The sequence below is a fragment of the Curtobacterium sp. MWU13-2055 genome, assembly GCF_023242305.1.
Taxonomy (GTDB): Bacteria; Actinomycetota; Actinomycetes; order Actinomycetales; family Microbacteriaceae; genus Curtobacterium.
This window is the reverse complement of sequence record NZ_JALLIO010000001.1, coordinates 365275-384020: the sequence shown is the minus strand read 5'-3', so window position 1 is coordinate 384020 and position 18746 is coordinate 365275. Positions and strand designations below refer to the sequence as shown.

20 protein-coding genes are annotated in these 18746 nt (G+C 70.7%); 10 read left to right on the top strand and 10 right to left on the bottom strand.

The window, feature by feature from the left end:
* Positions 1-30: 30 nt before the first annotated feature.
* Together dhaL and dhaM are read left to right on the top strand one after the other, a co-directional pair.
* On the top strand, positions 31-672 hold the full coding sequence (gene dhaL, locus M4960_RS01710) for a dihydroxyacetone kinase subunit DhaL (RefSeq protein ID WP_133936617.1): 642 nt from the start codon (positions 31-33) through the stop codon (positions 670-672).
* Positions 669-1391 (top strand): dihydroxyacetone kinase phosphoryl donor subunit DhaM, encoded by a 723-nt coding sequence (gene dhaM, locus M4960_RS01705; protein WP_173168578.1) that lies wholly within the window; start codon positions 669-671, stop codon positions 1389-1391. The genes dhaL and dhaM overlap by 4 nt, the downstream gene beginning before the upstream one ends.
* 24 nt (positions 1392-1415) lie before the next feature.
* Here dhaM and M4960_RS01700 read toward each other — a convergent pair whose 3' ends face one another.
* Complete coding sequence (locus M4960_RS01700) at positions 1416-2024, bottom strand: TetR/AcrR family transcriptional regulator C-terminal domain-containing protein (RefSeq protein WP_173168579.1); 609 nt, start codon at positions 2022-2024, stop codon at positions 1416-1418.
* A 55-nt stretch (positions 2025-2079) separates the two neighbouring features.
* On the opposite strand from M4960_RS01700, the gene M4960_RS01695 reads away from it, so the two are divergent.
* From M4960_RS01695 to M4960_RS01685, 3 genes are all read left to right on the top strand, one after another.
* Positions 2080-3300: a beta-ketoacyl synthase gene (locus tag M4960_RS01695; protein ID WP_173168580.1), complete on the top strand. Its 1221-nt coding sequence runs from the start codon at positions 2080-2082 to the stop codon at positions 3298-3300.
* Positions 3301-3331: 31 nt separating this feature from the next.
* The gene (locus tag M4960_RS01690; protein WP_173168581.1) at positions 3332-5242 is read left to right on the top strand and encodes an ABC transporter ATP-binding protein; all 1911 of its coding nucleotides are present in this window, start codon (positions 3332-3334) and stop codon (positions 5240-5242) included.
* 98 nt (positions 5243-5340) lie between these two features.
* Positions 5341-6687: a DUF1254 domain-containing protein gene (locus M4960_RS01685; RefSeq protein WP_173168582.1), complete on the top strand. Its 1347-nt coding sequence runs from the start codon at positions 5341-5343 to the stop codon at positions 6685-6687.
* A 52-nt stretch (positions 6688-6739) separates the two neighbouring features.
* On the opposite strand, the gene M4960_RS01680 is transcribed toward M4960_RS01685, so the two are convergent.
* Positions 6740-7576: a helix-turn-helix domain-containing protein gene (locus M4960_RS01680; protein ID WP_123294411.1), complete on the bottom strand. Its 837-nt coding sequence runs from the start codon at positions 7574-7576 to the stop codon at positions 6740-6742.
* A 102-nt stretch (positions 7577-7678) separates the two neighbouring features.
* On the opposite strand from M4960_RS01680, the gene M4960_RS01675 reads away from it, so the two are divergent.
* Positions 7679-8359 (top strand): SDR family NAD(P)-dependent oxidoreductase, encoded by a 681-nt coding sequence (locus M4960_RS01675; protein WP_173168583.1) that lies wholly within the window; start codon positions 7679-7681, stop codon positions 8357-8359.
* Positions 8360-8375: 16 nt separating this feature from the next.
* Here the strand turns inward: M4960_RS01675 and M4960_RS01670 are convergent, their stop codons facing one another.
* Positions 8376-8825, bottom strand: coding sequence for a GNAT family N-acetyltransferase (locus M4960_RS01670; RefSeq protein ID WP_131880131.1), 450 nt, complete (start codon positions 8823-8825; stop codon positions 8376-8378).
* Positions 8826-8916: 91 nt separating this feature from the next.
* Between M4960_RS01670 and M4960_RS01665 the strand changes: the two genes are divergently transcribed.
* On the top strand, positions 8917-9948 hold the full coding sequence (locus M4960_RS01665) for an alcohol dehydrogenase catalytic domain-containing protein (RefSeq protein WP_173168584.1): 1032 nt from the start codon (positions 8917-8919) through the stop codon (positions 9946-9948).
* Between the two features lie 5 nt (positions 9949-9953).
* Here the strand turns inward: M4960_RS01665 and M4960_RS01660 are convergent, their stop codons facing one another.
* Both M4960_RS01660 and M4960_RS01655 read right to left on the bottom strand, forming a co-directional pair.
* On the bottom strand, positions 9954-10547 hold the full coding sequence (locus tag M4960_RS01660; protein WP_248703305.1) for a dihydrofolate reductase family protein: 594 nt from the start codon (positions 10545-10547) through the stop codon (positions 9954-9956).
* A gap of 152 nt (positions 10548-10699) precedes the next feature.
* On the bottom strand, positions 10700-10855 hold the full coding sequence (locus M4960_RS01655) for a hypothetical protein (RefSeq protein WP_159571359.1): 156 nt from the start codon (positions 10853-10855) through the stop codon (positions 10700-10702).
* A gap of 94 nt (positions 10856-10949) precedes the next feature.
* On the opposite strand from M4960_RS01655, the gene M4960_RS01650 reads away from it, so the two are divergent.
* Positions 10950-11849, top strand: a complete 900-nt coding sequence (locus M4960_RS01650) for a shikimate dehydrogenase (RefSeq protein ID WP_248703304.1) — start codon at positions 10950-10952, stop codon at positions 11847-11849.
* 93 nt (positions 11850-11942) lie between these two features.
* On the opposite strand, the gene M4960_RS01645 is transcribed toward M4960_RS01650, so the two are convergent.
* The 4 genes from M4960_RS01645 to M4960_RS01630 all read right to left on the bottom strand — a co-directional run bounded on the left by M4960_RS01645 (position 11943) and on the right by M4960_RS01630 (position 16373).
* Positions 11943-12209, bottom strand: coding sequence for a hypothetical protein (locus M4960_RS01645; protein WP_123294405.1), 267 nt, complete (start codon positions 12207-12209; stop codon positions 11943-11945).
* Positions 12210-12328: 119 nt separating this feature from the next.
* Positions 12329-14722: an excinuclease ABC subunit UvrA gene (locus M4960_RS01640; protein ID WP_248703303.1), complete on the bottom strand. Its 2394-nt coding sequence runs from the start codon at positions 14720-14722 to the stop codon at positions 12329-12331.
* A 423-nt stretch (positions 14723-15145) separates the two neighbouring features.
* On the bottom strand, positions 15146-15601 hold the full coding sequence (locus M4960_RS01635) for an NUDIX hydrolase (protein ID WP_123671761.1): 456 nt from the start codon (positions 15599-15601) through the stop codon (positions 15146-15148).
* Positions 15602-15611: 10 nt separating this feature from the next.
* Positions 15612-16373: an SDR family oxidoreductase gene (locus M4960_RS01630; protein WP_111084008.1), complete on the bottom strand. Its 762-nt coding sequence runs from the start codon at positions 16371-16373 to the stop codon at positions 15612-15614.
* 154 nt (positions 16374-16527) lie between these two features.
* Here M4960_RS01630 and M4960_RS01625 point away from each other — a divergent pair, with 154 nt between their 5' ends.
* Positions 16528-17001 carry an NfeD family protein gene (locus tag M4960_RS01625; protein ID WP_235035827.1) on the top strand — a complete coding sequence of 158 codons (474 nt, stop codon included), beginning with the start codon at positions 16528-16530 and terminating at the stop codon, positions 16999-17001.
* Positions 16998-18224 carry an SPFH domain-containing protein gene (locus M4960_RS01620; RefSeq protein WP_248703302.1) on the top strand — a complete coding sequence of 409 codons (1227 nt, stop codon included), beginning with the start codon at positions 16998-17000 and terminating at the stop codon, positions 18222-18224. The genes M4960_RS01625 and M4960_RS01620 overlap by 4 nt, the downstream gene beginning before the upstream one ends.
* Positions 18225-18297: 73 nt before the next feature.
* Here the strand turns inward: M4960_RS01620 and M4960_RS01615 are convergent, their stop codons facing one another.
* Positions 18298-18648 carry an RNA polymerase-binding protein RbpA gene (locus M4960_RS01615; protein ID WP_111084006.1) on the bottom strand — a complete coding sequence of 117 codons (351 nt, stop codon included), beginning with the start codon at positions 18646-18648 and terminating at the stop codon, positions 18298-18300.
* Positions 18649-18746: the final 98 nt, after the last annotated feature.

Here is an 18746-nt window from a genome sequence, read left to right as displayed (position 1 = left end):
CACCGGGCCGGGAACACGAAGGGAACCGCATTGGCGCTCGACACCGAATGGGCCATCGACTGGGTCCGTCGCACCGCTGCGACGATCGACGAACACCGGGCCGAACTCGTCACACTCGACCGCGAGATCGGTGACGGGGACCACGGCGAGAACCTCGACCGCGGTTTCCGCGCCGTGCTCGAGGCCATCGACGGCGGGTCCTTCGACACGCCCGGCGCCGTGCTCAAGACGGTCGCGACGAAGCTCATCTCGACCGTCGGCGGCGCCGCCGGCCCGCTGTTCGGCACCGCGTACCTGAAGGCAGCCCAGGCTGCTGGCGACGCGACCGAGCTCGACGCCGACACGCTCGTCGCCGTGCTCGCCGCAGCCCGCGACGGCGTGGTCTCGCGCGGCAAGGCCGCCGTCGGCGACAAGACGATGGTGGACGCCTGGACCCCCGCGGTCGACGCCGCCACCGCTGCCGCCGCCGCCGGTGACGACCCGGCAGCGGTGCTCGCCGCCGCGGCCGACGCCGCCGCCTCGGGCGCCGAGGCCACCGAACCGCTCGTCGCCCACAAGGGGCGTGCGAGCTACCTCGGCGAACGCGCCGTCGGGCACCGCGATCCGGGTGCACAGTCGACGGCGTACATCCTGCGCGCCGCGGTGGACGCGACGACGGGCTCCGCCGCGTGACCGTCGGCATCCTGATCGTCTCGCACAGCGCCGCGATCGCCTCCGGCACCGTCGAACTCGCCCGACAGATGGCGGCCGACGTACCGCTCGTCGCGGCCGGCGGGACCGACGACGGCGGCATCGGCACGTCGTTCGAGGCGATCACCGCCGGCATCGAGGAACTCGCCGACGCCGACGCCGTCGTCGTCCTGTGCGACCTCGGTTCGGCCTACCTGACCACCGACACGGCGCTCGACTTCCTCGACGACGACGTCCGCGCACGCGTGCACGTCTCGCCGGCGCCCCTGGTCGAGGGCGCGGTCGCCGCGGCCGTCGCGGCCCAGACCGGTGGTGACGCCGAGGCAGTGCTCGCTGCCGCGGCGTCCGCCGCAGGGTCCGCGGACGACGCGAGCAGCGCCTCCCGTCCGTCCGGTGACCAGCCGGGAGGCACGGGGCCGGGTGACGGGGCCGCCAGCGTCGACGACGTGGCCGCGTCCGAGAGCGTCGAACTGGTGAACGAGACCGGCCTGCACGCCCGCCCCGCGGCGGAGTTCGTGAAGACGGCAGCCAAGTACGACGCAGCGGTGCGCGTGAACGGCGTGGACGCGAAGAGCCTGCTGGCGATCATGGCGTTGGCGCTGCCGAAGGGTGCCACCGTGTCGATCGAGGCGAGCGGAGCCGATGCGCAGGTCGCGGTCGACGCACTGGTGGAGCTGGTGCGGAGCGGCTTCGGCGAGTAGCCCTCGCCGGTCGTCGTCCCGCGCTCAGCGGATGGACACCGTGCCTGCGAGGTCGAGGTCCGACGGCCCGCCGGTGACGCCCGCGTCGGCCAGGAGCGTCGCGCCGAACACCGCGCTCCAGAACGTCCGGGCATCACGGCCGACACCGCTCGGACTCGTCCAGCCGTGCTCGGCGACGACGCGCTCGAGGTAGCGCTCCGACTGCCGGAACAGGACCGCGAGCAGGAGCCGCACGCGCTCCCGCTGGGCGTCGTCGTCACCGGCGGCGGCCAGCGCGCGCACGACGAGGAGTGTCGACGGCATGGCGAGCGCGGTGCGTGCGAGCACCTGACGGAACGCGTCGGCGGACCCGGCTCGCCGACCGGCGACCTGCAGGCGCGTGGTGTCGCGGAGGAAGAGCGCGAAGGCGGCGTCGAGGACGAGGCGGTCCTTCGAGCCGTAGTGGTGCGTGATCTGGTTCGGGTAGACCCCGGCCGCACGGGCGATCTCGCTGACGGTGACGGCGTGGCGTGGGGTGCTCACTCCGCCCGCGCCACCGGCTGCCCCCGCGCTGAGGAGTCCGGCGGTCGCGGCGAGGATCCTCGCTCGGGTCGCTGCGCCGCGGGTCGTCCCGGTGCCGTCGGTGGTTGCCATCTCTGAATTGTACGTGGTACAACTCCACTTGTTCAACGTACAAGAAGGAGCACTCGTGGACATCTCCATCACCGGCTACGGCGCGGTCTCACCGTTCGGCCACGGCGTCGCGCCAATGTGGGACGCCCTGGTCGCCGGACGCTCCGGCGTGCACGAGCTGCACCGCGACGGGCAGCTCTGGGAACGGGTGCCGATCATGGTCGGCGCCGACGCAGCACTCGACGCCGAGTCTGCTCTCGGTCGCGTCCGGGCGAACCGACTCGACCGCAGCCAGCAGCTCGCGCTCGTCGCCGCCGGCGAGGCCTGGGCCGACGCCGGCGCGCCCGCGGTGGACGGCGACCGCCTGGCCGTCGTCGTCGGGACCGGCATCGGGGGAGTGGAGACGTTGCTCGATGCACACGACGTGCTCGGCGCCTCGGGCGCGCGTCGGGTGTCGCCCCGGACCGTCCCGATGCTCATGGCCAACGGGGCCGCAGCGCAGATCAGCATCGAGTACGGCGCCCGCGCCGGTGCGTACACGACCGTCTCGGCGTGCGCGTCCGGTGCCGAGGCGATCGCGACGGCCGCGCGGCTCATCGTCACGGGGGAGGCCGACGTCGTCATCGCGGGCGGCACCGAAGCGGCGGTCACCCCGGTCACCATGGCATCGTTCGCGCAGTCCCAGGCCCTCGCGAAGCCCGACGGTGACGACCCCACCACGTTGTCGCGACCGTTCGACGCCGACCGCCGCGGGTTCGTGCTCGGCGAGGGTGCCGGGTTCGTCGTCCTGGAACGGGCCTCGCACGCCGCCGCCCGCGCACAGCGGTCGCACGGGACGCTTGCCGGGTGGGGGATCACGTCGGACGCGTTCCACATCACCGCCCCGCTCGGGGACGGCAGCGAGCAGGAGCGCGCGATGACGGCGGCGATCCGGATGGCCGGGCTCACCGGTGCGGACATCGACCACGTCAACGCGCACGCGACCGGGACCCCGGTCGGGGACGTCGGTGAGGCAGCGGCGATCGGTCGTGCTGTCGGGACCGGTGCGCTCGTCACCGCGCCGAAGAGCGCCATCGGGCACATGTTCGGTGCGGCGGGAGCAGTCGAGGCGATCCTGACGGTCCGGGCACTCGAGACCGGGGTCGTGCCGCCGACGCTGAACCTGCAGCACCAGGACCCGGCGATCGACCTGGACGTGGTGGCGGGGACGGCTCGGACCGCGACCATGCGTGCGGCGCTGAACAACTCGTTCGGGTTCGGTGGGCAGAACGCCTCGTTGGTGTTCACCGCGGTCTGAGCGGCACGGGGACCGACGTATCCTGACTGCCATGAGCATGGAAGGCGTGGCCTGGAGCTCGCTGTACAAGATCTCGACCGCCAAGGACGGCAAGCACGGCATCTCGCGCGAGTCGGTGCGGCGGATCATGACGTTCGCAGTGCCCTACCGGGCCAAGCTGGTGGTCTTCATCGTCCTCTCCGTCGTGGGCGCGGTCCTCGCGGTCGCGACACCGGTGCTCGCTGGCCGGGTGGTCGACGTCATCGTCGCCCGGGGCGCGCTCGACACGATCGTCTGGCTCGCGGTCGTCATCGCCCTGGTCGCCGTGGGCGACGCAGGCGTGTCGCTCGCCACGCGCTGGTTCTCCGCACGCATCGGCGAAGGCGTGATCCTGGACCTCCGGACCGCCGTCTTCAACCACGTGCAGAAGATGCCGATCGCGTTCTTCACCCGCACACGGACGGGTGCCCTCGTCAGTCGCCTCAACAACGACGTGATCGGTGCGCAGCAGGCCTTCAGCGGCACGCTGTCCGGCGTGGTCACGAACCTCGTGGCGCTGATCCTCACCCTGACCGTCATGCTCAGCACGTCCTGGCTCGTGACGGTCCTGGCGATCGTGATGCTCCCGATCTTCCTCGTGCCCGCGCGGCGCATGGGCAGCCGCCTCGCCGCGCTGCGTCGCGAGGCCGCCGACCACAACGCCGCCATGAGCACGCAGATGACCGAGCGCTTCTCCGCGCCCGGTGCCACCCTCGTGAAGCTGTTCGGCCGGCCCGACGAGGAAGCCGAGGAGTTCCGGGTCCGCGCAGCCCGGGTCCGCGACATCGGGGTGCGGAGTGCCCTGCTGCAGTTCGTCTTCGTCACCGCCCTCACCCTGGTCTCCGCGCTCGCCCTCGCGCTCGTCTACGGGGTCGGCGGCGCCCTCGCCCTCGGTGGCCACCTGAACACGGGCGACGTGGTGACGCTGGCCCTCCTGCTCACCCGCCTGTACGCGCCGCTGACCAGCCTCGCGAACGCCCGGGTGGAGATCATGAGCGCGGTGGTCAGCTTCGAGCGCGTCTTCGAAGTCCTCGACCTCGAACCACTCATCCAGGAGAAGCCCGACGCCGGCACCGTCCCCGACGGCCCGGTGGCGGTCGAGTTCGACGACGTCCGCTTCGCGTACCCCTCGGCGGACAAGGTGTCCCTCGCCTCGCTCGAGGAGGTCTCCACGCTGGACACCCGCGGCGGTGACGAGGTGTTGCACGGCGTCTCGTTCCGGATCGAGCCGGGGCAGACCGTCGCCCTCGTCGGCACCTCCGGGGCCGGCAAGTCCACGATCGCACAGCTGCTCTCCCGCCTGTACGACGTCGACAGCGGCGCCGTACGACTCGCCGGGTCGGACGTCCGCGACGTCACGTTCGCCTCCATGCGACACACCATGGGGATGGTGACGCAGGACGGCCACCTGTTCCACGAGACCATCCGCTCCAACCTGCGCCTCGCACGGCCCGAGGCGACCGAGGACGAGGTGTGGGACGCCGTCCGGCGCGCACGGCTCGAACCGCTCATCCGCTCCCTGCCGGACCAGCTGGACACCATGGTCGGCGAGCGCGGCTACCGGCTGTCCGGCGGCGAGCGCCAGCGGATGACCATCGCCAGGCTCCTGCTCGCCCAGCCGCGCGTCGTCATCCTCGACGAGGCCACCGCGGCGCTCGACTCGACGTCCGAGGCGGCCGTGCAGGCTGCGCTCAGCGAGGCACTCGAGGGGCGGACGGCGATGGTGATCGCCCACCGGCTGTCGACCATCCGCAGCGCGGACCTGATCCTCGTGGTCGAGGACGGTTCGATCGTCGAGCGTGGGACCCACGAGGAACTGCTGGCCGTCGGCGGACGGTACGAGGAGTTGCACCGGACCCAGTTCGCGGTGCAGAAGGACGTCGCGGCGGACGAGGAAGCGCTGAGCCCGAGCTCGTCGCAGTGAGGCACGAGCTCTGATCGGGGGATGCCGGAAGTCGCATCGCGGCCTGCTCACCCGTTCGGGGTGAAGCCACTGGCGGCGGTTCGCGGTGAGATCGCTGCATGACCGACACAGCAGTGAGCAGCGATGCCGACCGAGCACTCCTGACGAAGGCGTACCTGTACGGCTTCCCGCTGGTGTTCAACCTCGCGCAGGTCGCGCGGTACGTCGAGACCGGTGTCGGTGCGGTTCCAGCGGCACCGTGGAACTCCTTCGGACACGCCCGTACCCTCGCCGGGCCGGACGACACGTTCGTGACCATCAACAACGACACGTTGTACTCGATGGCCCAGATCGACCTCAGCGTCGGACCGGTCCGGTTGCGCGTACCCGACACGGCCGGTCGGTACTACGTGCTGCAGTTCGTGTCCGCGTGGACGGACAACTTCGCCTACGTCGGCCACCGTGCGACCGGCACCCATGCGGCAGAGTTCCTCCTCGTGCCACCGACGTGGGACGACTCCGCACCGTCGGGCACGACCGTCATCCACTTCCCGACGACGGTGGCGTCCATCGTCGGCCGCTGGGCGGTGAGCAGCGACGACGACCTGCCCACCGTGCACGCGCTCCAGGACGCGACGACGCTGACGCCGCTGGACGCCGCTGCCCGTCCGATCGGCCTCGCCGAACCGGACCCAGCCGTTCCCGAGGACCTGGTCTTCCTCGAGCAGTTGCGCGTCTGGTCCCAGCAGTTCCCGCCCGCGGCACGCGACCGCGAACTGCAGCGGTCGCTGGCGCCCGCCGGCACCACCGCGCCGACCACTCCGTACCTCGACCTGTCCACCACCGCGCACGAGAGGCTCGCCGCCGGTCTCGACGCCGGACGAGCGGCGCTCGAGCACGCGCTCACCTCGGGTGCGAGCCCGCAGGTGAACGGCTGGAAGCTCACCCTGCACGCCTTCGACTACAACCTCGACTTCTTCGAGGTGGGTGCGCTCGACGACGACCGATTCACGATCACCGATCCGGAACTGCGCATCGTCGAACGTGCCGCAGCGGCACTCGGTGGTCTGTGGGGCAACCACGCGTACGAGGCGGCGTACATCATGACGTACGTCGACGACCAGGGTGAGCAGCTCACGGGGTCCCGGACCTACACGCTCCGTCTCGATCCGACCCCTCCCGTCGGCGGGTTCTGGTCGCTGACCATGTACTCCATGCCCGACTTCTACCTCGTCGCGAACCCCATCGACCGCTACTCGGTCGGCGACCGGACACCCGGCATCGTCCGCGACCCGGACGGCGCACTCACGATCACGATCAGCCACGAGCGGCCAGCGGACCCGGACGCCAACTGGCTCCCGAGCCCCGCCGGGGACTTCCGCCCGATCCTCCGGATGTACGAACCGGACGACGCCGTCCTGAGCCGAGCGTGGACCGCTCCGGCAGTCGTTCGTTCGGACCGCTAGCCAGGGGACCAGCCGCCGTCCGGACGCCAGCGGTCGTGCTCGCCCATCGCGGTCACGGCGCCGTCGTGAACTGCTGGAGGCCGGTGACCCGCAGCAGGTCGAGCTTGGCGGCGTCCTCGGTTCCGGGAACCGCGGTGTAGACGACGATCCGCAGGTCGCCACCCGGGACCGTCAGCACGTCGCAGTCGATCTCGATGGGGCCGACGGGCGTGTGCACCTGCTTGCGGCTCGCCCGGTGCTCGGCGATGCGACCGGTGTCCCAGCGACGTTCGAACTCGGGTGACTCCCGGCGGAGCCGCGCCACGAGTTCGGCCAGGTCGCGGTCGGCGGGGTAGCGGCCGGATGCCTGCCGGAGGTCCGCTGCGAGGTCGCTCGAGAACTCCTCCTGGTGCTCGTCGTCCCACTCGACACCGTCGTGCGCGTGCATGAAGTGCCGCCACACCAGGTTGCGCTCGATGCCGACGGCCCGCGAGGGGTCACCGTTCAACGCAGCCCACAGGTCGTTCCACAGCACGATGTCGTGCGTCGCCGTGAACACCGCGATCGGGACGTCGCCGAGGCGGTCGACGAGCCGCTGCACCCCGGGGGTGATGTGCCGCGGGACGACCTGGAGCGACGGGGGAGCGACGCCGGCGACCCGGCACAGGTGGTCGCGCTCGGCCGCGGTGAGCCGAAGCGCCGTGGCGAGCGCGCCGAGGAGCTGCGGTGAGGGGTTCAGCGCGCGGCCCTGCTCGAGCCGGACGACGTAGTCGACGCTCACCCCGGCGAGCGCGGCGAGCTCCTCGCGTCGGAGACCCGGGGTCCGTCGGCCGGGCCCGGCCGGCAGGCCGACCTCTTCGGGACGGACGCGGTCGCGCCAGGAACGCAACACACTCGCGAACTCGCTCATGTCCACCATCTTCGCCCCGCGCCTCCTGTCCGTCCTGGTACTGCTGGTCCCACCGTCGCACGGTGCCTGGGGGAGTCAGCCGCTCAGGCGGAGAGTGGGGGCATGACAACGACACTCATCACCGGAGCCAACCGCAGCCTCGGGCTCGAGACCGTCCGCCGCCTGGTCGACGCGGGCCACACCGTGTACGCCGGCATGCGCGATCCGTCCACCGGCGACGAAGCACGCGCCCTCGGTGCCCAGGTGGTCCAGCTCGACGTGACCGACCAGGACAGCATCGACGCCGCGATCGCGACCATCCCCGTCCTCGACGTGCTCGTGAACAACGCCGGCATCCTCGGGACGTCGTTCGGCGTCGACGACCTCGACGCCGCCGCGATGTCCGCCGTGCTCGACACCAACGTCACCGGCATCGTCCGGGTCACACAGGCAGCGCTCCCGCTCCTGCGGGCATCCGACCACCCGGTGATCGTGAACGTCGCCTCGGGCGTCGGGTTCGCGCGGTGGTTGACGACCCCGGGCCACGACGAGTACGCGGTGCCGGCGGTGCCCTACGCCGCGTCGAAGGCCGCGGTGATCGCGTTGACCGTGCAGTACGCGAAGAACCTGCCGGGGTTCCGCGTCAACGTCAGCGACCCCGGGTACACCGCCACCGAGTTCAACGGGTTCGGTGGCCACCAGACGATCACCGAGGGCACGGACGCGACCTTCGCGCTCGCCACCGTCGGGCCGGACGGGCCCACCGGCGAGTTCCACAACCGGGACGGCCGCATCGAGTACTGAGGTCACGGCGTCCGGCTCAGTCGTGCACGTCGGCGCCGAACCCCGGCCCGGGGCGCATCATCCAGCCTTCCGGGTCGGGGAGCGGACGGAACCCGAACCGCTCGTACAGTGCCTGCGCATCCGCGGTGAACAGGGCGAACCGCTTCAACCCGAGTGGCTCGATCGCCTCGGTCACGCCCTGCACGAGGGCGACGCCGACACCACGGCCACGAGCGTCCGGATCGACGAACACGTCGGCCAGCCAGCCGAACGTCACCCCGTCGGTGATCACCCGGGCGTACCCGAGCTGCGCACCCGTCGCCGTGTCGTAGACGCCGAAGTTGCGGGACCCGGCGATGATCGCGTCCTGGGTGGCACGACTGCGACCCCGTGCCCAGTACGACTGCTCGCTGAGCCAGCGGTGCACGCGGTCGACGTCGAGGTCGGCGGGGTCGGCGGAGAAGTGCAGTGCGGTCGGTTCGTCCATGGGACCAGTGAACCGGCGGTCGCCGTCGGCGGGCAACGGCCAATCCGTCGCCTGTGGACAACGCGGCACCACCGTCTGGGACGATGGCGGGATGCGCGCAGTCCAGTACGACCAGTTCGGATCCGCCCCGTCGATCGTCGACGTGCCCGATCCGGTGGCACCGGACCACGGTGTCGTCGTCCGGGTCGCGGCCACCGGGGTGTGCCGCAGTGACTGGCACGCCTGGAAGGGGCACGACGACTCCGTCTCGCTGCCGCACGTCCCCGGGCACGAGTTCGCCGGTGTCGTCACGTCCGTCGGGGACGCGGTGACCCGGGTCTCGGTCGGTGACCGGGTGACCGCGCCCTTCGTGTTCGCCTGCGGGACGTGCCCGGAGTGCGTCGACGGCGCCACCCAGGTGTGCACGCGCCAGCAGCAACCCGGGTTCACGCTGCCCGGTTCCCACGCCGAATCGGTCGTCATCCCGCACGCCGACGTCAACGTGGTCGCGCTCCCGGACGCCGTGGACTTCGCCGAGGCCGCAGCACTCGGGTGCCGGTTCGGGACGGCGTACCACGCCCTGCACGCCCGAGGTCGGGTCGCAGCAGGGGAGTGGGTGGTCGTGTTCGGCTGCGGCGGCGTCGGCCTGTCGACGATCATCGTCGCGGTCGCGGCGGGCGCCCAGGTGGTCGCGGTGGACGTCTCGCCGGCGGCGCTCGAACGTGCGGCGGCACTCGGTGCCGTCACCGTGCCGATGGACGACGGCGCCGTCGCCGCAGTCCGCGCTCGCACCGACGGCGGCGCGCACATCTCGATCGACGCCTTCGGCAGCCGAGCGACCTCCGTCGCAGCGGTCGCCTCCCTGCGCCCTCGGGGACGTCACGTGCAGGTCGGCCTGCTGCTCGACGACGAGGCCGAGCCGGTGATCCCGATGGGCCGCGTCATCGCTGATGAGCTCGAACTGCTCGGCAGCCACGGGATCTCCGTGGGGGAGTACGCGGCGATGCTCGCCGACGTCGTCACCGGGCGACTGCGTCCGGACGACTCGATCGGTCGGACGATCGGTTTCGACGACCTGCCCGGGGCGATCGTCGCCATGGACCGTCCCGCCACGTCGACCGGGATGACCGTCGCCGTCTTCTGACCTGCTCAGCGCTTCGGTCGGTACACCAGTCCGAGCGCGCCGCCTGCGAAGGCCTGAGAACTGATCAGTTCGAGATCGAGCTCGTCGGTCAGGTCGGCGAACACGCCATCGCCTGACCCGAGCGCGACGGGCAGGACGGCCAGCCGGTACTCGTCCACCAGACCAGCCCGGACCAGGCTGCGACCGAACTCCGTCCCGCCCTGAGCGAGGACGTACCCGCCCGACTCCTGCTTGAGCGCTGTCACCTCGGCTTCGAGCGGTCCGGCTGCGACTCGTGCACCCGTCCAGGTCGCCGCCGCGGGGGAGTCGGGGTCGGGGACTGCCGCTGTTCGCGGATCGAAGTCGCGCTGCGTGGTGAAGACGACCTTGGGGATCCGGTTCATCGGTTCGGCGATCGGCCCGGGCGCCGTCGGCCAGAAACCTGAGATGGACTCGAAGGTCTTGCGGCCGAAGGCGTGCACGCCCGCACCAGCGACGACGTCGAGCACCCAGGCCATCGAGTCCGGACTTCCGCCGCGGAACATCCAGTCCGACTCAGCTCGGGGAGCGGCCACGAAGCCGTCCAACGACATCGACATCTTCAGGACGAGTTCACGCACGGGGAGCCCCTGTCCGATTCCGAGTTGACATAATATGCATTATCGGCGCACGCCTATGAGCGGCACCAGAGGGCTTCGTGAGCAGAAATGGTCGAGTCCCACGCGCGGACCCGACCTTTTCTGCTCACGAAGCACATCGTCGGGCGACAGTGTCAGTCGACGGGCTTCGTCGGGACGTCGTCGGCGTCGATCTCGAGCGCCGCCGGTTCACCGCCCTGTTCTTCCAGGTTCTCCTGGTCGGTGTCCGGCTGCTCCGGCGTCTCGCTCTGGGTGGTCTCTTCGGCTGGGTCTGGCTGGCTGTAGCTCATGCGCCGGACGGTACGCCGAACGCGCTGATGACGTATCGGGTCTCCTGCACGGCGCGTTAGTGTCGGACGGCCGGTCGACGCCACAGGAGGAACGATGCCGCACACGCTCGTCGGGCTGATCGGCGCCGGACTGCAGCGGTCGCTGACTCCCCTGATGCACGAAGCAGAGGGCCGGGTGCTCGGACTCGACTACGAGTACCGCCTGCTCGACCTCGACGTGCTGGGCCGAACTGCTGCCGATCTGCCGGAACTGCTCGCCACCGCCGAGGCCGAGGGGTACCGCGCGGTCAACGTCACGCACCCCTGCAAGCAGGCCGTCGTCCCGTTGCTCGACGCGCTCGACCCGCGGGCTGTCCGGATCGGTGCGGTCAACCTCGTGCTGTTCCGCGACGGCCGCCGCATCGGGTACAACACCGACGAGACCGGCTTCCGGATCGCCGTGGAGCGCGGTCTCGGATCGGTCGCCGGGCAGCACGTCGTGCAGTTCGGTGCCGGTGGTGCCGGCTCGGCGATCGCCCACGCGCTCGTCGGACTCGGTGTCCGGCGGCTCGACGTCGTCGATGCGGACGTCGGCCGCGCGGAGGCCCTCGTCGCGACGCTCGAGCCACCGCCCGACTCCTCCGTCGACGCCCGCGTCCTGGCGATGACCGATGCCGACGAGGTGCTCGCGACGGCGGACGGAGCCGTCAACGCTACACCGCTCGGCATGAACGACGACCCGCGGCAGGCCTTCGACCCCGCGCTGCTCCCCCGAGGCGCCTGGGTCTCCGACGCCGTCTACTTCCCGCTCGAGACGCCGCTCGTCCGGGCGGCACGTGCGGCCGGATACCGGGTGGTCGACGGTGGCTGGATGGCCGTCGGGCAAGCGGTCGCGAGCCTCCGACACATCACCGGGCTCGAGCCGGACCTCGACCGTGTGCGCGCCGCCTTCACCGGGTTCCTCGCCGAAGGGCGAACCGCCGGTGACCGGACCGGGCGCGAAGCCATCGGGTGAGCAGAAGAGGTCGAGTCCGGATGGCGGACTCGACCTCTTCTGCTCGCGATGCACGCCCGCGGACGCACCGAGTGCGCCCGCGAACGCGCTCCATCACGACTGGGTGAGGATGACCGCCGTCAGGATGTAGCCGACGATGCCGATGACGATCGCGACGGCCGACAGGATGATGCCGGCGAGGACGGTGCCGCGGCTGCCCCCACGCTTGCGCGCCAGGATGCCGAGCACGAGCCCGATGATGCCGGCGATGATGCCGATCAGGGCGATGAAGATGCCGCCGACGACGCCGACGATGCCGAGCACCAGGGAGACGACACCGAAGGTGTTGGACTGAGCGGGCGCGTTGCCGGGGTTGGACATGGGAGCTCCTTCGATCAGGACGCCGATCCAGGCCGGGTAGCCGATCGTGAGCGTCGATCAAACGCTATCCGAATCGCACCGGCAACGTTCAGGTTCCGTGCACGAACCTGTCCCCTGCTTCAGACGCCGACGTACGTCGCCAGGTGCTGGCCGGTCAGTGTCGAGCGAGCGGCGACGAGGTCGGCGGGCGTGCCCTCGAACACGATCCGGCCGCCGTCGTGCCCCGCGCCGGGCCCGAGGTCGATGATCCAGTCAGCGTGCGCCATGACGGCCTGGTGGTGCTCGATCACCACGACGGTCTTGCCCGAGTCCACCAAGCGGTCGAGCAGCCCGAGCAGCTGGGCGACGTCCGCCAGGTGCAGTCCGGTGGTCGGTTCGTCGAGCACGACGATGCCGCCCGGCTCGCCGAGGTGCGTCGCGAGCTTGAGGCGCTGCCGTTCTCCGCCCGACAGCGTCGTGAGCGGCTGCCCGATGGTCAGGTAACCGAGTCCGACGTCGGCCAGGCGCGCCAGGATCGTGTGCGCAGCAGGCAGCGCGGCAGGACCGTCGGCGAAGAACGCCACGGCCTCGGCGACGGACATGCCCAGGACCTGGCTGATGTCCTTGCCGCCGAGCTGGTACCCGAGCACCGACTGGTCGAACCGTTTGCCGTCGCACTCCACGCACGGGGTGGCGATGCCCGCCATCATCCCGAGGTCGGTGTAGACGACACCGGCGCCGTTGCACGCGGGGCACGCGCCCTCGGAGTTCGCGCTGAACAGCGCGGGCTTCACGCCGTTGGCCTTCGCGAACGCCTTGCGGATGGGTTCGAGCAGCCCGGTGTAGGTCGCCGGGTTGCTGCGTCGGGAGCCGCGGATCCCGCTCTGGTCGATGGCCACGACACCCTCGCGATGGGCGAGCGAACCGTGGATCAGCGTGCTCTTGCCGGAACCGGCGACGCCCGTCACGACGGTGAGCACCCCGGTGGGGACGTCCACGTCGACGTCGTGCAGGTTGTGTGCCGACGCACCGCGGATCGCGATCGCCCCGTCGCACCGGCGGACGGCGGTCTTCACCGAGACGCGGTCGTCGAGGTGCTGACCGGTGATGGTCCCGCTCCCCCGCAGCCCCTGCACCGGACCCTGGTAGCAGAGCGTCCCGCCGCCGGAGCCGGCGCCCGGGCCGAGGTCGACGACGTGGTCGGCGATCGCGATCACCTCGGGCTTGTGCTCGACCACGAGGACGGTGTTGCCCTTGTCGCGCAGCCGCAGCAGCAGGCCGTTCATCCGCTCGATGTCGTGCGGGTGCAACCCGGTGCTCGGCTCGTCGAAGACGTACGTGACGTCGCTGAGGGACGACCCGAGGTGCTTCACCATCTTGACCCGCTGCCCCTCTCCCCCGGACAGCGTGCCGGTCGGGCGGTCGAGCGAGAGGTAGCCGAGACCGATCTCGACGAACGACTCGAGCAGGTCGCGGAGGCCGTCGAGCAGCGGCGCGACGCCGGGGTCGTCGATGGCCCGCAGCCACGGCACGACGTCGGTGATCTGCATCGAGCAGACGTCGGCGATGCTCTTCCCGCCGATCTTCGACGAGCGGGCGATGTCGTTCAGCCGGGTACCACCGCACGCCGGGCACGTCGTGAAGGTCACCGCACGGTCGACGAAGGCGCGGATGTGCGGCTGCATCGCCTCGCGGTCCTTCTGCAGCATCGAGCGGCGCACTCGGGGGACGAGCCCCTCGTACGTCATGTTGATGCCGGCGATCTTCTGCTTCGTGGGCTCGCGGTACAGGAAGTCGGCGCGTTCCTGCTCGGTGAAGTCGCGGATCGGGGTGTCCTTGTCGAAGTACCCGGACTCCGCGTACATCCGGACGTTCCACCCGTCGGTGCCGTAGCCGGGGATCGTGATCGCCCCGTCGCCGAGCGCCTTCGAGTCGTCGAACAGCTGCGTGAGGTCGATGTCGTTGACGAGTCCGCGCCCCTCGCAGTCGGCGCACATGCCACCGAGCCGGGTGAACGAGACCTTCTCGGCCTTGGCGTCCTTGCCCTTCTGCACGGTGATCGCTCCCCCGGCGGTGACCGTCGCCAGGTTGAACGAGAACGCGTTCGGACCACCCACGTGCGGGTCGCCCAGACGGCTGAAGAGCACGCGCAGCATCGCGTTCGCATCGGTGACGGTGCCGACGGTCGACCGCGGGTCGGCGCCGATGCGCTCCTGGTCGACGACGATCGCGGTGGTCAGACCGTCGAGCAGGTCGACATCGGGTCGTGCGAGCGACGGCATGAAGCCCTGCACGAAGGCGCTGTACGTCTCGTTGATCATCCGCTGCGACTCGGCGGCGACGGTGCCGAACACCAGCGAGCTCTTGCCGGACCCGGACACACCGGTGAACACCGTGAGTCGACGCTTCGGCAGGTCGACGTCGATCCCCTGCAGGTTGTTGGCGCGGGCACCGCGCACGCGGATCCGGTCGTGGCCGTCAGCGGCGTGCACGCTCCGGCTCGGAACGCCGTCGTCGCCGGAACTGGTATGCATGTCGATCAGCGTACCGACGGGTACCGACACCGACAAGACGACCCGGCACCGTGCGTTGGACTCGACCCACCACCGGACGGGAGGCACGGGTCAGGCCCGCACCGTGCCTCCCGTCAGCACCGTGCGCACCTTCTCACCCCGTGCGCGTTTCCGCGCACCGTGCAGCGCCACAAGCGCGCACCACGCGACCAACCCCGCACCGGCCGACGGACCCGGCACCGTGCGTTGGACGAACCCACCACCGGACGGGAGGCACACGTCACGCCCGCACCGCGCCTCCCGTCAGCACCGTGCGCTCTTTCTCACTCCGTGCGCGGTTCCGCGCACCGTGCAGCGCCACAAGCGCACACCACGCCACCAACCCCGCACCGGTCGACGGACCCGGCACCGTGCAGACGACGGCCGGGTCAGACGACGGCCGAGTCAGGCGGCAGCGAACCGACGCACCAGCTCCGGCAGCTCCGCCGGTTCGAACGGCTCGTCGGTGGCGTCGAGTTCGTCGGCGGTCCACCAGCGCGACGCGAGGATGTCGACCCGCTCGTCGTCCGTCCACTCGGCGTCCGACAACTCGAAGCCCGGGGTGCGCACGACGTAGAACTCGCTGTGGCCGCGGTCGTGGTCGGCGAGGTCCCACTCGACGGTGAAGTCCCAGGACCAGACGGGCTCGCCCGGGTCGTCGATGACGATGCCGGTCTCCTCGCGCAGCTCGCGGATCGCCGCGTCGCGGTGGTCCTCGCCGGGGTCGACCCCGCCACCGGGCGTGATCCACCGGTGTGCACCGTCCGACGACGGCGAGTTCGTGTCCATCAGGAACACGCGACCCTCGGGGTCGAGCAGGATGATGCGGGAGGTTCGGCGCAGGCCGGGCTTGGCAGTCACCCGCCCGACGCTAGCCGACGAAGCCGCTGACGTCGCCGACGAGCTTGGTGTGGTCGGCGGGGATCGGCTCGATCGCAGCGAGGGCGATCTCAGCCGCGAACTCCGACACGCTGTAGAGCTTGCCGACCTCTTGCCGGCGGCCCTCGATCGCGCCGGGGTTCAGGCGGTTCAGCAGGGTCGCGGTGATCGTGCCCTCGATCATGTCGCCGGAGACGACGACGAACTCGATGCCGGCGGCCTCGAGCTGCGGGATGAGCTCACGCAGGGCGAGTTCGCCGGCGCGCTTGCTCTTGGCGACGGGGACGTACTCGTCCATCGTCTCGGCGGTCTCGACGAAGTGGGCCTGGTGGCTCGTGACGAAGACGACGCGCGACCCGGCGGGCATGTGCGGCACGGCCGTCTGGAGCATGTCGACCTGCGCGTCGCGGTTCAGGCGGAGCGCGTAGTCCTCGCCGAGGCCGGACTCCATGCCGCCCGAGGCGTTCAGGACGAGCAGGTCGATGCCGCCCCACTCCTGCACGACGGTGTCGACGAGCGCCTGCACCGACTCGTGGTCGGTCAGGTCGGCGCCGATCGCCAGGGCGGAGCCACCGGCTGCGACGACCTTCTCGGCGATCTGCTCGGCGCGCTTGGCCTTGTTGCGGTAGTTCACGACGACCTTGGCGCCGGCCTCGGCCAGGTACCCGACGGTGTCGGCGCCGATGCCGCGCGACGAGCCGGTGACGACGGCGCGCGTGTCGGTGAGGGATCCGGGGGCGAGGGGGTTGCTCACAGTCGTGTTCTCCAGGTCGTGTTCCGGCCGGTCGGCCGCATCGAGCCTACCAATCGCCTGCACGGCCGACCGACCCTCCTGATATGTTGAACGGAGTTGTACCGGCCGTCGCGACGCTGCGAGCCACGGCGCGCGACCGAGGGAGGGAGATCGCGTGAACGGAATCGATTGGATCCAGACCATCGTCTGGATCGGACTCGTGTTGCTGCTGGGAGTGGTCGAGATCTTCACCCTCGACTTCATCTTCATCATGCTCGCGGCCGGAGCCGCTGGTGGGTTGATCGCCGCCCTGCTCGGCGCCCCGTGGTGGCTGTCGGCCATCATCTCCGCCGTGCTCGCGCTCGTGCTGCTGTCGCTCGTGCGACCGCGTCTGCTGCTCATGCTCGGCCGAGGCGCCGACCCGCACCGCACGAACATCGAGGGGCTCATCGGGCTCCCCGGCACCGTCGCAGTCGCGTTCACATCATCTGCTCCCGGTCAGGTCCGCCTGGCCAACGGCGAGACCTGGAGCGCACGGTTCGCCGTGGGCGCCATCGACCGCACACCGCCACTCGGCACCCCCGTGGTCGTCGAGTCGATCGAGGGGTCGACCGCGGTCGTGCGCCTCGCAGAAAGGGCCACCTCGTGACCATCACACCCGGGACGATCGCACTGCTCGTCCTGATCCTCGTCGTCGTCATCTTCGTGATCGTCGTCCTGGCCAAGGCGATCCGCATCGTCCCGCAGGCCACCGCGGGCATCGTGGAACGCCTCGGCAAGTACCACAAGACGCTCTCGCCTGGCCTGAACCTGCTGGTGCCGTTCATCGACCGCCTGCGGCCCCTGCTCGACATGCGTGAGCAGGTCGTGTCGTTCCCGCCGCAGCCGGTGATCACCGAGGACAACCTCGTGGTCTCCATCGACACCGTCGTGTACTTCCAGGTCACCGACGCCCGTGCGGCGACGTACGAGATCGCGAACTACCTCGGCGCCGTCGAGCAGCTCACCACCACCACGCTCCGCAACGTCGTCGGTGGCCTCAACCTCGAAGAGGCCCTGACCAGCCGCGACAACATCAACGGTCAGCTCCGCGTCGTGCTCGACGAAGCGACCGGCAAGTGGGGCATCCGCGTCGGCCGTGTCGAGCTCAAGGCGATCGAGCCGCCCGTGTCCATCCAGGACGCCATGGAGCAGCAGCTGCGTGCCGAGCGGAGCCGTCGTGCCGCGATCCTGCAGGCCGAGGGCACCAAGCAGTCCCAGATCCTCGAGGCCGAGGGGCAGCGGCAGGCCGCCATCCTCGCGGCCGAGGGTGACGCCAAGGCCCAGGTGCTCCGCGCCGAGGGTGAAGCCTCGGCCATCGCCACCGTCTTCGAGGCCATCCACACCGGTGACCCCGACGACAAGCTGCTCTCGTACCAGTACCTGCAGATGCTCCCGAAGATCGCCGAGGGCACCGCGAACAAGCTCTGGATGATCCCGAGCGAGTTCACCGAGGCGCTGTCCGGCATCGCGAAGGGCTTCTCCGGCGGACGGAGCGGCAGCGGCCCGGTCGCCGGCGCCGGCTCGGGCGGGGACTTCCTCTCCCGCATCTCCAAGCTCGCGAACGAGAGCCTGGCGAACACCGCCGCTGCCGGGTCCGCCGGCACGGCCATGCCGCGTGCGGATGCCACGGCCGCGGACATCGTCCCCGAGTCCGACCTCGACGCACGACTGGCCGAGTCGAACCGGAGCGTCGACGCGCACCTCGCAGCCGCCGACGACGCGACCGCCGAGAAGGTCGACGACGCACCGGCTCCGCAGGCCGACGCCGCGCAGCACCCGAACGACGAAGCGTCGGGGCACCGCACCAGCGACGGCTCCGGCCGACGCTGACCCCCACCACCACGAACGACGATGCCCGCCCCGGGGAACCGGGGCGGGCATCGTCGTTCGTCAGGTGGTGGTGTCAGGCACCGCGTCGTGCACGGAGGACCTGCAGGCGCTCTTCGAGGAGCTCCTCGAGTTCCTCGCGCGAGCGACGCTCGAGCAGCATGTCCCAGTGGGTGCGGGGCGCCTTGACGTCCTCTGCTGCGACCTCGACGGGGATGCCGTCGTCACCGAGCAGGCGTCCTTCGCGGCCGGAGCGTGGCTCCGACCAGGTCTGGGGCACGTCTGCGTCAGCGGAGAAGACGATGTCGAAGGTCTCCCCCGAATCCGTCTGGTAGACCGCGCGCTTGCGGTCCGAGAGCTCGACGCCCTCTTCGCTCTGGAGACTCTGACTCCCGAGCCGCATGCCGCGGAGACTCCGATCAGCCATGTGTGTGCTCCTCTCGCTCGTCTGCCCTCCACAACACTGTCCCACGCCCCATCGTTCCCGACTGGGTGCATTCACAGTCCGTTCCCAGTGCGTGGCCC

Bases quoted from the DNA above. Each gene is read 5' to 3' on its own strand.
- M4960_RS01645 (WP_123294405.1), bottom strand. From the start codon at position 12,209: ATGTCCAACCCCGGCAACGCGCCCGCTCAGTCCAACACCTTCGGTGTC.
- M4960_RS01640 (WP_248703303.1), bottom strand. From the start codon at position 14,722: ATGCATACCAGTTCCGGCGACGACGGCGTTCCGAGCCGGAGCGTGCAC.
- M4960_RS01680 (WP_123294411.1), bottom strand. From the start codon at position 7,576: ATGAGCGAGTTCGCGAGTGTGTTGCGTTCCTGGCGCGACCGCGTCCGT.
- M4960_RS01685 (WP_173168582.1), top strand. From the start codon at position 5,341: ATGACCGACACAGCAGTGAGCAGCGATGCCGACCGAGCACTCCTGACG.
- M4960_RS01670 (WP_131880131.1), bottom strand. From the start codon at position 8,825: ATGGACGAACCGACCGCACTGCACTTCTCCGCCGACCCCGCCGACCTC.
- M4960_RS01655 (WP_159571359.1), bottom strand. From the start codon at position 10,855: ATGAGCTACAGCCAGCCAGACCCAGCCGAAGAGACCACCCAGAGCGAG.
- M4960_RS01675 (WP_173168583.1), top strand. From the start codon at position 7,679: ATGACAACGACACTCATCACCGGAGCCAACCGCAGCCTCGGGCTCGAG.
- M4960_RS01615 (WP_111084006.1), bottom strand. From the start codon at position 18,648: ATGGCTGATCGGAGTCTCCGCGGCATGCGGCTCGGGAGTCAGAGTCTC.
- M4960_RS01690 (WP_173168581.1), top strand. From the start codon at position 3,332: ATGAGCATGGAAGGCGTGGCCTGGAGCTCGCTGTACAAGATCTCGACC.
- M4960_RS01665 (WP_173168584.1), top strand. From the start codon at position 8,917: ATGCGCGCAGTCCAGTACGACCAGTTCGGATCCGCCCCGTCGATCGTC.
- M4960_RS01700 (WP_173168579.1), bottom strand. From the start codon at position 2,024: ATGGCAACCACCGACGGCACCGGGACGACCCGCGGCGCAGCGACCCGA.
- M4960_RS01650 (WP_248703304.1), top strand. From the start codon at position 10,950: ATGCCGCACACGCTCGTCGGGCTGATCGGCGCCGGACTGCAGCGGTCG.